Annotated in this window: 10 protein-coding genes; 1 reads left to right on the forward strand and 9 read right to left on the reverse strand. The window is 49.3% G+C overall.

Translation table 11 applies throughout. From position 1 onward, the window contains the following. Positions 1-122 precede the first annotated feature (122 nt). From ltrA (I3X05_RS15290) to nsrR, 6 genes are all read right to left on the reverse strand, one after another. Positions 123-1,415 (reverse strand): group II intron reverse transcriptase/maturase, encoded by a 1,293-nt coding sequence (gene ltrA / locus I3X05_RS15290; RefSeq protein WP_193158283.1) that lies wholly within the window; start codon positions 1,413-1,415, stop codon positions 123-125. 620 nt (positions 1,416-2,035) lie between these two features. Beyond that, the gene (gene trpS / locus I3X05_RS15295) at positions 2,036-3,052 is read right to left on the reverse strand and encodes a tryptophan--tRNA ligase (protein ID WP_193167230.1); all 1,017 of its coding nucleotides are present in this window, start codon (positions 3,050-3,052) and stop codon (positions 2,036-2,038) included. A gap of 135 nt (positions 3,053-3,187) precedes the next feature. Then, positions 3,188-3,874 carry a phosphoglycolate phosphatase gene (locus I3X05_RS15300; protein WP_158134668.1) on the reverse strand — a complete coding sequence of 229 codons (687 nt, stop codon included), beginning with the start codon at positions 3,872-3,874 and terminating at the stop codon, positions 3,188-3,190. 81 nt (positions 3,875-3,955) lie between these two features. Continuing rightward, a complete protein-coding gene (gene rlmB / locus I3X05_RS15305; RefSeq protein ID WP_045569683.1) occupies positions 3,956-4,699 on the reverse strand; it encodes a 23S rRNA (guanosine(2251)-2'-O)-methyltransferase RlmB in 744 nt (247 codons plus the stop codon). Between the two features lie 39 nt (positions 4,700-4,738). After that, entirely contained in the window at positions 4,739-7,198 is a 2,460-nt protein-coding gene (gene rnr, locus I3X05_RS15310; RefSeq protein WP_193186045.1) for a ribonuclease R, read from the reverse strand. Positions 7,199-7,283: 85 nt separating this feature from the next. After that, a complete protein-coding gene (gene nsrR / locus I3X05_RS15315) occupies positions 7,284-7,709 on the reverse strand; it encodes a nitric oxide-sensing transcriptional repressor NsrR (RefSeq protein ID WP_045569681.1) in 426 nt (141 codons plus the stop codon). Between the two features lie 146 nt (positions 7,710-7,855). On the opposite strand from nsrR, the gene hmpA reads away from it, so the two are divergent. Then, positions 7,856-9,040, forward strand: a complete 1,185-nt coding sequence (hmpA, locus tag I3X05_RS15320; RefSeq protein WP_337970845.1) for an NO-inducible flavohemoprotein — start codon at positions 7,856-7,858, stop codon at positions 9,038-9,040. 66 nt (positions 9,041-9,106) lie between these two features. Here the strand turns inward: hmpA and ltrA (I3X05_RS15325) are convergent, their stop codons facing one another. The 3 genes from ltrA (I3X05_RS15325) to I3X05_RS15335 all read right to left on the reverse strand — a co-directional run bounded on the left by ltrA (I3X05_RS15325) (position 9,107) and on the right by I3X05_RS15335 (position 13,189). Next, positions 9,107-10,399 (reverse strand): group II intron reverse transcriptase/maturase, encoded by a 1,293-nt coding sequence (ltrA, locus tag I3X05_RS15325; protein ID WP_193158283.1) that lies wholly within the window; start codon positions 10,397-10,399, stop codon positions 9,107-9,109. A gap of 620 nt (positions 10,400-11,019) precedes the next feature. After that, the gene (motX, locus tag I3X05_RS15330) at positions 11,020-11,655 is read right to left on the reverse strand and encodes a flagellar protein MotX (protein WP_045569679.1); all 636 of its coding nucleotides are present in this window, start codon (positions 11,653-11,655) and stop codon (positions 11,020-11,022) included. A gap of 235 nt (positions 11,656-11,890) precedes the next feature. Next, positions 11,891-13,189, reverse strand: a complete 1,299-nt coding sequence (locus I3X05_RS15335; RefSeq protein WP_045569678.1) for an adenylosuccinate synthase — start codon at positions 13,187-13,189, stop codon at positions 11,891-11,893. Between the last annotated feature and the right edge of the window lie 156 nt (positions 13,190-13,345).

The raw sequence follows: 13,345 nt of genomic DNA on the forward strand, positions 1-13,345 counted from the left end.
AAGTTAGAGCAAACGCTCAGTTTTGAATTTTCAAATATGATAAAGAGGCGGGATATATTAGCGATAGGTATATTAGTGCGAGCAAGAATCGAGTAGGAGGAGGCCTCACGGCCTCCGTCCTCTCACACCACCGTACAAGCGTGGGTCGCATACGGCGGTTCCGAATACACTTTTAGTGACTCATACCCATCTCTCAATGAGTAAAGCCCCCTCTCCTCGAACCATTTGATTGGCATTGCGTGATTCAACTGGGGCGAGAGTGCTAAGCGCCACCACCCTTTATCTGACATCGCCAGCTTCCACGCATTTCGCTCTGTTACACCTTGTCGTTGTAACCATGTCGCTATGCTGTATCTGCGTTTGCGCTGTTTCAGGCGGTAGCATCTCAACCGACGCCGTATCCATTCGTCTAAGCGCTGCATCGCACTTTGACCTATGGCGAGCTTGAAGTAGTGCTGCCAACCTCGTAGGTATTGGGTTAACTCGGTGAGGATTACCGACAACTCTCGACCTCGATTTCGCTTCGTTATTTTCCGCACTCGCTTCTTCATTTGAGCTTGTGCCGATTTTGATATCTGGAGGGTTCCGTCTATCTTGAAGCTATGGCTTAGGTAAGCTCGCTCCGTCACTCTTGTTGCTGCACTTTTCTCACGATTTACCGTGAGCTTTAGCTTCTGCTCCAAGAACTCCGTTATCGACTCTTTGACTCGATGGGCGGCTTCCTCACTAAGAACGTAGATTTGGCAGTCATCTGCATATCGACAGAACTTATGCCCTCTTCGCTCTAACTCTTTGTCCAGTTCATCTAATACAATATTGGAAAGTAACGGAGATAATGGCCCACCCTGTGGTGTTCCTCGTTGTCTTCGCTCTACTAACCCATCTCGCATTAAGCCTGCCTGTAGATAGGACCTGATGAGCTTTAATACTCGTTTATCACTAATGTCCTTAGATAATCTGTGCATCAGCCTATCATGGTTCACCGTGTCGAAGTATTTGGCTAGATCGATATCCACTACATAACCCCGCCCTTCTCTGATATAGCGGCTTGCTGCCGCAAGCGCATGATGCGCACTGCGGTTCGGCCTGAACCCGTAGCTGCTGTTGGAGAACGTCGGCTCATAGAGCTCTGACAGTACTGATGTGATCGCCTGTTGGACTATCCTATCCAGTACCGTAGGGATACCTAATTGCCTGACGCCACCATTCGGCTTGGGGATTTCTACACCCAGAACTGGTTGAGGTTGGTAGCTTCCGTCCAGAAGACTCTGGCGGAGCGCTTGCCCATTTGAAGCTTGTCGAAGTTTAGAGATGGTCGCTGTGATGTCGAGTCTGTCGACACCTGCGCACCCCTTGTTCTTCTTCACGCGTCGAAGGGCATGGTTCAAATTCGCTGAGGAGCTGATTTGTTCCATCAGCGGAGTGGGGGTCACCAAGACTCGTCCTCCTTTCTACGCCGATCATGCTTGTCATTCTTCGTGACCATGAGCTTTACTTGCGGTATTGCCTATTGGGACGTAGAGATGTTTTCCATCTTGCTATGACTCCACATCATTGAGTAAATAGTGACTGCTTCTTGATATATTCAGTTCTGGCCTTCCTTTGAGTTGTACTTCCTCAAAGTACTATGCCTTCTGCTGACTTCTCATTGCCCATCACACAACATCACTGCTGTGTTGGTCTCATCTGAGACAGGCAATGAGCTCTCCCGAGGTAAGACGTTGCTCTTTCCCTTGGTCATGCCTGATTTACCTATACACACTTCCCGTCGAGGCATTGGGCTATTCTATCTATTGCTAGGTTACCCAAGTTGTACAGGCCTACTATCAGGTTTCTGTTCGTCACAACCAAGTTTTGCCGTTTGCTTCCTTCAGGTTTCACCTCACGGTGAACACCCTTGCATAGGCTAACGGTTCTCGCTCGACTGAGCCCGTAGAGGACTTTCACCTCCTAGATCAACGCCATGCTCGGCGCACAATAATAAAAAAGGCCGCACTGATTGGCGACCTTTTATTATTTGCAAAATATTTCTGATTTATGGACGCGTCACAAAACCCACGGCTTGATAAACTTGTTTCAATGTTTGTGCGGCGCGTGCCGACGCTTTTTCTGCACCTTGACGCATCACTTCATTCATATAAGTGCGATCTTGGCGAATGCGATGGTACTCGGCTTGAATCGGCTCAAGCATCGCCACCAGTGCTTCACCAACGTCTTTCTTAAATGGACCATACATTTCCACGCCTTGGTACTTGGCTTCGATCTCTGCAAAGCTCATCCCTGTGGCTGCTGAGTACAACCCCATCAGATTCGAGATGCCCGCTTTGTTATCCCAATCATGGGCGATGCGTGGCGGCGTTTCGGTATCCGTTTGCGCTTTGTTGATCTTCTTGAGGATCGATTTTGGATCTTCCAGCAGAGTGATCACGTTTTTGCGGTTGTCATCCGATTTCGACATCTTCTTCGTCGCATCCTGCAAGCTCATCACGCGTGCGTTCACGGTTGGAATGTATGGCTCAGGAATAGTGAAAATCGGGTTTTCTGGTGCGTAGATGTTGTTGAAACGAGTGGCAATATCGCGTGCCAGTTCTAGATGTTGCTTCTGATCGCTGCCCACGGGTACTTGGTGCGCACCGTAAAGGAGGATATCTGCCGCCATCAATACTGGGTAGCCAAATAAGCCGACGTTCACATCGTTGGCATAACGGGCAGATTTGTCTTTAAACTGAGTCATGCGGCTCAATTCGCCCATTTGTGTGTAGCAGTTAAGAAGCCAACCAAGCTGAGCATGCTCTGGTACATGGGACTGAACAAATAGCGTGCTCTTCTTCGGATCAACACCAACAGCGAGACAGATAGCCAGAGCGTCCAGAGTCGCCTCATGCAATGCTTTCGGATCTTGTCGAACCGTGATGGCATGAAGATCAACCACGCAATATTGGCAATCATAGTCGTCTTGCATCTGCTGCCATTGACGTAGAGCACCCAAGTAGTTACCGATACTTAGTTCACCTGACGGTTGAACACCACTCAATACAATGGGTTTGCTCATGAAATGCTTCCTTTGACTTCTTAATCTTAAATAAATGAAAAACCGTGCAGACTCGGCGCACGGTTTCCTCAGTGTACTCATTGATGAGTATTTTTCTAGTGGTTTTCACTGCATTGGGCCGAGACGAATCGCACTTCAAGCAGAAACGAGCACCACATCAAGCAGTTGGGCTAAAGAATCCGCGACATAATCAGGGTTGGAGTTGGCTATTGGCTCTCCGTGATTATAGCCATACGTCAAACCAAACGAGGCACAACCAGCATTTTTCGCCGCAAGAATGTCGTTTTTCGAGTCGCCGACCATCAGCATTTGCGCAGCATCCAATTGATGCTTTTCCAGCAGCCAGTTGAGCGCCATCGGGTTGGGCTTGCGCTCAGCAAAAGTATCTCCACCGATCACATCCACAAAATAGTCGGCGATACCGTGTTGCACTAAAACATCAGGAACAAATTTGCTCGGTTTATTGGTAACCAGCGCCATTTTTATGCCCGCACGATGCAGCTCTTGCAGCGTCTCTTTGACCGTCGGGTACAAATGACTCAAGCGATGCCCTGTCTGCTGATAGAAATCGTCAAACAGCTCGCGCGCTTTGCCACGTAGCTCATCACTCAAACTCGGATCAATGGTCAAGTTTTGACTCAGCGCACGACCAATCAAGATATCAGCCCCGTTGCCAACGTAATCGCGCACCTGCACTTCACTCACACTAGGAAAGCCCAAGGCTTGCACCGCTTGATCCGCGGCGACCGCCAGATCAGGCACGCTGTCAAGCAATGTGCCATCAAGATCGAAAGCGATCAGTTGAATGTCTTGTTGAAACATAAAATGGAAACTCTCTAAAAAACGAAGGATGGGCATGCCCATCCTTTCTATATGACCGTTACGGCTACTATACCTGCCTGCTTACTGTGACGCCAGTCTCTGACGCACCGCTTCAAAAAGGCAAATACCTGACGCCACCGATACATTGAGGCTAGAGACACTGCCCGCCATCGGAATTTTGATTAAGTCATCGCACGTTTCCCGGGTCAAGCGGCGCATGCCGTCACCTTCAGCGCCCATGACTATCGCCAACGGGCCAGTCAATTTAGCTTGATAAATATCGTGCGTCGCCTCACCGGCCGTGCCAACAAACCAGATGCCTTTTTCCTGCAGATGACGCATGGTGCGCGCTAAGTTGGTCACGCGAATAAGCGGCACCGTTTCGGCTGCGCCGCACGCCACTTTGCTCACCGTCGCGGTCATTGGCGCTGATTTGTCTTTCGGCACAATCACCGCAGCCACACCAGCCGCGTCCGCATTACGTAGACACGCGCCTAAGTTATGCGGATCGGTCACCCCATCCAACACCAGCAATAGTGGCGTCGTATGCTGAGCTAAAATGTCATCCAGATCGTTTTCGTTCAACTGCTTAGCGGGTTTCACTTTGGCGATAATGCCCTGATGGTTCGCGCCATGCGCTTTGTCATCTAAGGTTTTGCGTGCCATTTGCTGAATGGAAACACCCACCATTTGCAGCTCGCTTAAAATCGGCATCAGGCGATCGTCCTGACGGCCTTTCAGCACATAGGCTTCAATAAAACGTTCTGGCTCACGCGCTAAAACCGCTTTTACCGCGTGAATACCGTAAATAAATTCATTACTCATTGCTTAACCTGTTTACTCGTGTAGAAGACCACTGCCTGCTCACTCAGCCGCTTTTGCGTTGTGCTTGGTTTTCTTTGGCTTACTGTGTGGTTTTTTCTTACGCGCTTTTTTTACTTTCTGCTTTTTGTCTGCCCCTTCAACGGGGGCAGGACGTTTGGTCGGCTCGATCACTGGCTCATGGTGCATGGCTTTGCCAGAGGCCTTAGCGATGCCTTTTTTCTTCGCTTTGGCCTTTTCTTTCGCTTCAGCAACACGTTTTTTCGCGGTTTTCCCTTCGCCGCGTAGCTTACGGCTGGTTTCAACCAATTCAAAGTCAATTTGTCTAGCGTCCAGATTGACCGACAGCACCTTCACTTTCACGGCATCGCCGAGACGATAGATGTGCCCGAAGCTTTCTCCGATCAATCGCTGGCCAATCGGATCAAACTGATAGTAGTCGTTCGCTAACGTCGAAATGTGCACTAAGCCATCGATGTGCAGCTCGGTTAAGCGCACAAAGAAACCAAAACTGGTGACATTGGCAATCACACCGTCGAGTTCATCGCCAACGTGATCTTGCATGTACTCACACTTAAGCCAATCAGCCACCTCGCGAGTCGCATCATCAGCACGGCGTTCAGTCATCGAGCACTGCTCACCGTAGAAATCCATGTCATCGAAAGAGTAGTGATAACCGCCCGTCGGCGTCCAACGGTCCTGATTACGCCCCTCTTCTTTGGCAATCAGGTATTTGATTGCACGATGCAGCAAGAGATCCGGATAGCGGCGGATAGGCGAGGTAAAGTGCGCGTAACGCTTCAGCGCCAAGCCAAAGTGACCCGCGTTGTCGGCATTGTATACCGCCTGCTTCATCGAGCGCAGCAGCATGGTTTGGATCAACTCTTTATCGGCTCGCTCACCGATCTGTTTGACCAGATCAGCGTAATCGGTCGGCGAGGGTTCTAAGCCACCTTTCAGATCAAGCCCTAGCTCGCTGAGAAAGTCGCGGAAACCTTGCAAACGCAGCTCTCCAGGAGATTCGTGAACGCGGTACAGAGCGGGCTCTTTGGCTTTTTCCACCAAAGAGGCCGAAGCGATGTTCGCCATGATCATACACTCTTCGATGATCTTGTGTGCGTCATTGCGAATCACAGGTTCAATGCTTTCTATCTTGCGCTCAGGGTTGAAAATGAACTTGGTTTCCACCGTTTCAAACTCAATCGCACCGCGCTGATCACGAGCCGCTTTGAGCACTTTGTACATCGCATGCAGCTCTTCCAGATGCGGTACTAACGCTGCGTAGCGTTCACGTAACTCCTCATCGCCCTCAAGAATGTCGCTCACCTTGGTGTAGGTCAAACGGGCGTGCGAATTCATCACGGCTTCGTAATGTTTGTACCCTGAGAGTTTGCCGGTGTCGGAAATGGTCATTTCGCACACCATGCAGAGGCGATCGACTTGGGGGTTCAAAGAACACAAGCCATTTGACAGTACTTCCGGCAACATCGGAACAACCTGAGACGGGAAGTAGACGGAGTTACCGCGGTTAATGGCTTCTTTGTCGAGCGCCGTATCTGGACGCACGTAGTAACTCACATCGGCAATCGCTACCCACAAGCGCCAGCCACCGCCTTTTTTCTTCTCGCAGTAAACGGCATCGTCGAAGTCGCGTGCATCTTCACCATCAATGGTAACGAGTGGCAGTTGGCGCAGATCCACGCGCCCAACTTTGGCCTCTTCAGGCACTTCTTCGCCTAAGTTGGCGATTTGCTTTTCCACTTCCTGCGGCCATTCGTGTGGGATCTGGTGGGTGCGAATCGCAATCTGCGTCTCCATGCCCGGCGCCATGTTCTCGCCTAAGACTTCCACTACTTTGCCCATCATGCCACGAGAGCGGGCACCACGGTCGGTGATCTCAATAACGACCACGTTGCCCATACGCGCACCCGCTTTCAGTTCATTCGGGATCAGAATATCTTGGCTAATGCGCGAGTCATCTGGCACCACATAAGAGTAGCCATACTCAAGGAAGAAACGGCCGACGATTTGCGATTGACGCTCTTCAAGAATGCGTACAAGACGACCTTCACGACGCCCTCGCTTGCTGTTGTCGGTCGGTTGCACCAAAACATAATCGCCGTGGATCACGCTACGCATCTGGTGGTGTGGCAGCAAGATGTCATCATCTTTGTTGGTGCTGCCATCCGGCCTTACCCAGCCGTGCCCGTCTTTGTGTCCAATCACGTAACCTTTGATCATTTCCAGCTTTTCAGGCAAGGCATAGCACTGACGACGCGTAAACACCAATTGCCCGTCGCGCTCCATGGCACGCAAGCGGCGTCTTAGCCCTTCGTACTGTTCTTCATCTTTGAGATGCAGCGCTTCAAACAAATCGTTGCGATTCATCGGAACGCCAGCCTGCGCGAGGAATTCAAGAATGAACTCCCTGCTCGGAATGGGATTTTCGTAGTTTTCTGATTCACGATCAGCAAAAGGATCGTTTTGAATTACGTCTGACATAGGCACGCCTATTTAGCAAGGAAGGTATAGCGTTAGTATATCCGAGTCTCTCGATAAGCTACAGAATTGCTTTGAAAAAGAATGGCTACGCTCTAGCAAGAAGAATCATCAGTTCTGCATTATCACTCAATAAATCGTCAATCGTGCATTGATCCAGTTCCGCTAAAAACGCTTGTTTTGCACGCGCCAATCGCTCTTTTAAACGGCATGCAGGGGTGATGTGACAAAACTCGGCTGAACAGTTCACCAGTACCAAAGGTTCTAAGTCTCTCACTACCTCCCCGACCGAGATCGTGCTAGCCGGACGATTGAGACAAATACCGCCGTTTTTTCCTCGCACGGTTTGGATGTAGCCGAGTTGACCAAGACGATTAATCACCTTCACTAGATGGTTTCGAGAAACTGAAAATAGATCAGTTACTTCGGTAATATTAGTCAATTGATTTTCTGGTAAGGAAGCAAGATAAATCAGGGTACGTAAACCGTAATCGGTAAAACTGGTCAGTTGCATTTTGCTCTCCTGTGTTGTTTTGAAAGTCTAAAACTTTTCTTGCGTGAAAGATACATTTGAGATACAACTTTAAACATGCATTGATAATGCAACTTAAAACTTATTACTAATAAAAAACTGCTCACTCTCTTCAAAGGAAGTCCGCTATGCTCAGCGAAAACACCATCCAGATTGTTAAATCCACCGCGCCACTTCTGGCAAAAACGGGTCCTCAATTGACCGCGCATTTCTACCAACGCATGTTTACCCATCACCCCGAGCTCAAAGAAATTTTTAACATGAGTAATCAGCGTAACGGCGATCAGCGAGAAGCTTTGTTTAATGCAATTTGCGCGTATGCCAACAACATCCACAACCTTCCTGCCCTACTAGGATCGGTCGAAAAAATCGCCCACAAGCATTCCAGCTTTCTCATCTCTGCCGAGCAATACCAGATTGTTGGCAGCCACTTGCTTGCCACCATTGATGAACTTTTTTCGCCAGGAGAAGCGGTGCTCGATGCATGGGCCGAAGCATATGGCGTGCTAGCCAATGTCTTTATTGCCCGAGAAGAGCAGATTTATCAGCATAATGAAGCGCAAGAAGGCGGATGGCGTGGAGTACGCGAATTTGAATTGATCGATAAACACTATGAAAGCAGCACCATTTGCAGCTTCGTTTTCAAACCCACCGATGGCTTAAATGTTGCTCGCTATAAACCGGGGCAATACATTGGCATTCATATCCAGCACCCAAGCCTTGAGCATCAAGAGATCCGTCAATACAGTTTATCAAGTGCGCCACAAGAGGGGGTCTATCGTATTTCTGTGAAACGTGAGCCCAGCGGTTTGGTATCCAACTATCTGCACGATACACTGCAAGTAGGCGAAACAGTCAAGCTCACCGCACCTGCGGGGGATTTTTACCTCGACATCACGCCCCAAACTCCAGTCGTGCTTATCTCTGCAGGTGTCGGTCTAACTCCAATGCTTGCTATGCTGGAAAGCTTATCTGAGCATCGAGCGCCGCTTACTTGGGTGCATGCAACGGAAAATGGCCAGCAGCACGCCTTTAAACAACACGCCAAGGCTTTAGTTTCCAAGCTCGAACAAGGACAGACGGCAATTTGGTACAATCAGCCAAGTACCGAAGACCGTCTCGGCGATGATTTCCATTTCACGGGTTTGGTCAATCTTGATGAGATTCGCGACAAGCTACAAGCAGAGCATGCGCAAGTTTACCTTTGTGGACCCATTGGCTTTATGCAATATGCCGCCAAGCAGTTGGTCACGCTTGGTCTCACCAGCGAGCGAATCCATTACGAGTGTTTTGGCCCACATAAAGTGATGTAACTTGGCTAGTTGAACATTAAGACTCAACAGAATCGAGTAGGAGGAGGCCTCACGGCCTCCGTCCTCTCACACCACCGTACAAGCGTGGGTCGCATACGGCGGTTCCGAATACACTTTTAGTGACTCATACCCATCTCTCAATGAGTAAAGCCCCCTCTCCTCGAACCATTTGATTGGCATTGCGTGATTCAACTGGGGCGAGAGTGCTAAGCGCCACCACCCTTTATCTGACATCGCCAGCTTCCACGCATTTCGCTCTGTTACACCTTGTCGTTGTAACCATGTCGCTATGCTGTATCTGCGTTTGCGCTGTTTCAGGCGGTAGCATCTCAACCGACGCCGTATCCATTCGTCTAAGCGCTGCATCGCACTTTGACCTATGGCGAGCTTGAAGTAGTGCTGCCAACCTCGTAGGTATTGGGTTAACTCGGTGAGGATTACCGACAACTCTCGACCTCGATTTCGCTTCGTTATTTTCCGCACTCGCTTCTTCATTTGAGCTTGTGCCGATTTTGATATCTGGAGGGTTCCGTCTATCTTGAAGCTATGGCTTAGGTAAGCTCGCTCCGTCACTCTTGTTGCTGCACTTTTCTCACGATTTACCGTGAGCTTTAGCTTCTGCTCCAAGAACTCCGTTATCGACTCTTTGACTCGATGGGCGGCTTCCTCACTAAGAACGTAGATTTGGCAGTCATCTGCATATCGACAGAACTTATGCCCTCTTCGCTCTAACTCTTTGTCCAGTTCATCTAATACAATATTGGAAAGTAACGGAGATAATGGCCCACCCTGTGGTGTTCCTCGTTGTCTTCGCTCTACTAACCCATCTCGCATTAAGCCTGCCTGTAGATAGGACCTGATGAGCTTTAATACTCGTTTATCACTAATGTCCTTAGATAATCTGTGCATCAGCCTATCATGGTTCACCGTGTCGAAGTATTTGGCTAGATCGATATCCACTACATAACCCCGCCCTTCTCTGATATAGCGGCTTGCTGCCGCAAGCGCATGATGCGCACTGCGGTTCGGCCTGAACCCGTAGCTGCTGTTGGAGAACGTCGGCTCATAGAGCTCTGACAGTACTGATGTGATCGCCTGTTGGACTATCCTATCCAGTACCGTAGGGATACCTAATTGCCTGACGCCACCATTCGGCTTGGGGATTTCTACACCCAGAACTGGTTGAGGTTGGTAGCTTCCGTCCAGAAGACTCTGGCGGAGCGCTTGCCCATTTGAAGCTTGTCGAAGTTTAGAGATGGTCGCTGTGATGTCGAGTCTGTCGACACCTGCGCACCCCTTGTTCTTCTTCACGCGTCGAAGGGCATGGTTCAAATTCGCTGAGGAGCTGATTTGTTCCATCAGCGGAGTGGGGGTCACCAAGACTCGTCCTCCTTTCTACGCCGATCATGCTTGTCATTCTTCGTGACCATGAGCTTTACTTGCGGTATTGCCTATTGGGACGTAGAGATGTTTTCCATCTTGCTATGACTCCACATCATTGAGTAAATAGTGACTGCTTCTTGATATATTCAGTTCTGGCCTTCCTTTGAGTTGTACTTCCTCAAAGTACTATGCCTTCTGCTGACTTCTCATTGCCCATCACACAACATCACTGCTGTGTTGGTCTCATCTGAGACAGGCAATGAGCTCTCCCGAGGTAAGACGTTGCTCTTTCCCTTGGTCATGCCTGATTTACCTATACACACTTCCCGTCGAGGCATTGGGCTATTCTATCTATTGCTAGGTTACCCAAGTTGTACAGGCCTACTATCAGGTTTCTGTTCGTCACAACCAAGTTTTGCCGTTTGCTTCCTTCAGGTTTCACCTCACGGTGAACACCCTTGCATAGGCTAACGGTTCTCGCTCGACTGAGCCCGTAGAGGACTTTCACCTCCTAGATCAACGCCATGCTCGGCGCACAACAACAAAGCCCACTCAGCGAAGTGGGCTTTATTATAAAGAGTGAGAAAATTTGATTGCTACCAGAAGGTGTCGCGCCGCTTGGCTCTGGCAATAATGTTCTCTGGCATGCGCTGCTCCAAACCTTGCCGCAACATTGAGATGCGCTGATGCTGCCTTTGATCCGCCGTGACGGAGTTATATAGCCAGCGATAGGCGTCTTCGTAGTCTAAAGGGCTGCCATAATCACGAAGTAGTAGCTCCGCTAGGTGTATCCGAGCATTTAAATTGCCCATGGCAGCGGCCTCACGTAAGTAAGGAATGGCGCGCTCTTTATCTTGTTGCACCAAAGTTCCACGTGAATAGTAACGACCCAATTGCTCTAGCGCAGCAGGTAAGCCTTGATGCGCGGCATTTTCCATGTAGTAGAGACCGAGTTCGACGTCTTGGTCAACACACACACCCCACGCCAACATATCACCGTACAGAAACTCGTACGCGGGTAAGCTGATCCGTGTAGCACGCGCGACAATATCTTCCACCAGCTGACAATTGTCTGCCCGTACTCGTTCCAGGTGCTTATTCTGCTCAATCAGCTTGATAAGCTCTGCTTCGGTATAGATGGGTACTGGCACCCCGACATCAGCAACACTGGCTTTAGTAAAAGGAGCACTCAACACCAACAGTAGCGAAGCAGCCACCGTTCGTAATTTCATATTCATCACTCTTTAATGTTTATCTGGCAACCAGGATCTCCGGAGGATCTCGCGGGCTTGATAACATTATCGGCACCGTATCGCACAGCTTTAGACAAAAGTTGCCATCCACAGGCAATAGATTGCCACGCCGTGATGACATTTGCACCAGTTAGCTCAAAAAAAGCACAAGACAAACTGTTGGGATAAAAAAACCGACCATCGTGGTCGGTTTCTTATCATTCGTGAGCAAAGATTAAGATTCGAATGGGTGAACCTTAATGATGGTCTCATTGCGATCTGGGCCAGTAGAGATAATGTCTACCGGTACGCCAGTGAGTTCTTCGATACGCTTGATGTAATCGATCGCCGCTTTTGGTAAATCTGCCAGTGATTTAGCGCCAAAAGTACTCTCTGACCAACCCGGCATGGTTTCGTAGAGTGGCGTCGCTTTCTCAAACGCTTCAGCCGCCATTGGAGAGACTTCTAGAATTGAACCATCTTCCATTTGGTAAGCGGTACAAATTTTCAGCTCTTTCAGGCCATCCAGTACATCCAACTTAGTCAGGCAGAAACCAGACACTGAGTTGATTTGAATCGCGCGACGCATCGCAACAGCGTCAAACCAGCCACAACGACGCTTACGACCAGTGGTTGCACCAAACTCATGCCCTTTCACACCTAAGTGCTCACCGACATCGTCAAACAGTTCGGTTGGGAATGGGCCGGCACCAACGCGCGTACAGTAAGCTTTTGCGATACCCAGAATGTAACCTAGGTAACGAGGACCAAAACCAGAGCCTGCAGCCACACCACCAGCAGTGGTGTTAGATGAAGTCACGTAGGGGTAAGTACCGTGGTCGATGTCGAGTAGCGTTCCTTGAGCACCTTCGAACATGATCTTGTCGCCACGCTTACGTGCTGCGTCAAGTTCGTCAGTCACGTCAATCACCATAGACGTAAGCAGCTCAGCATAACCTTTTGCTTGCTCAAGCACTTCATCGTAGCTTACTGGTTCCGCTTTGTAGAAGTTCACGAGTTGGAAGTTATGGTACTCCATCACTTCTTTCAGTTTTTCTGCAAAGGATACCATATCGAACAAGTCACCCACGCGCAGACCGCGGCGAGCCACTTTATCTTCGTACGCTGGACCAATACCACGACCCGTAGTACCAATCGCTTTCTTACCACGCGCAATTTCACGCGCTTGGTCGAGCGCAACGTGGTATTGAAGAATCAGAGGACAAGCTTCAGAAATGAACAGACGTTCGCGAACTGGAATACCACGCTCTTCAAGAGGTTTCATCTCTTTGATGAGCGCTTCAGGTGAAAGCACAACGCCGTTACCGATAACGCATTTAACGTTATTACGCAGAATACCTGATGGGATTAAGTGGAGAACGGTTTTCTCACCGTCGATTACAAGAGTGTGACCAGCATTGTGACCGCCTTGGTAGCGAACCACATACTTTGCATCTTCAGTCAAAAGGTCAACGATTTTGCCTTTACCTTCGTCACCCCATTGGGTGCCCAGAACGACTACGTTATTTGCCATCTTTCCAAATCTGATTGATAGTTAAAAAAGGATTCTAGCACCGAATTACGCGTCTTGCAGTCATTTTTTGTTCACACAGCCAGGGTCCAAAAGAGTGAAAAAACACATGCATACTTTTTCATCACACGCTTCACTGCTACCATGCTCTCTTGCTTC

This window comes from Vibrio navarrensis (assembly GCF_015767675.1).
Classification (GTDB): domain Bacteria; phylum Pseudomonadota; class Gammaproteobacteria; order Enterobacterales; family Vibrionaceae; genus Vibrio.

Excerpts from the sequence above, each read along its gene's own strand:
- I3X05_RS15300 (WP_158134668.1), bottom strand. The coding sequence starts at position 3,874 with ATGTTTCAACAAGACATTCAACTGATCGCTTTCGATCTTGATGGCACA.
- ltrA (WP_193158283.1), bottom strand. The coding sequence starts at position 1,415 with ATGGAACAAATCAGCTCCTCAGCGAATTTGAACCATGCCCTTCGACGC.
- ltrA (WP_193158283.1), bottom strand. The coding sequence starts at position 10,399 with ATGGAACAAATCAGCTCCTCAGCGAATTTGAACCATGCCCTTCGACGC.
- hmpA (WP_337970845.1), top strand. The coding sequence starts at position 7,856 with ATGCTCAGCGAAAACACCATCCAGATTGTTAAATCCACCGCGCCACTT.
- motX (WP_045569679.1), bottom strand. The coding sequence starts at position 11,655 with ATGAAATTACGAACGGTGGCTGCTTCGCTACTGTTGGTGTTGAGTGCT.
- rnr (WP_193186045.1), bottom strand. The coding sequence starts at position 7,198 with ATGTCAGACGTAATTCAAAACGATCCTTTTGCTGATCGTGAATCAGAA.
- nsrR (WP_045569681.1), bottom strand. The coding sequence starts at position 7,709 with ATGCAACTGACCAGTTTTACCGATTACGGTTTACGTACCCTGATTTAT.
- I3X05_RS15335 (WP_045569678.1), bottom strand. The coding sequence starts at position 13,189 with ATGGCAAATAACGTAGTCGTTCTGGGCACCCAATGGGGTGACGAAGGT.
- rlmB (WP_045569683.1), bottom strand. The coding sequence starts at position 4,699 with ATGAGTAATGAATTTATTTACGGTATTCACGCGGTAAAAGCGGTTTTA.
- trpS (WP_193167230.1), bottom strand. The coding sequence starts at position 3,052 with ATGAGCAAACCCATTGTATTGAGTGGTGTTCAACCGTCAGGTGAACTA.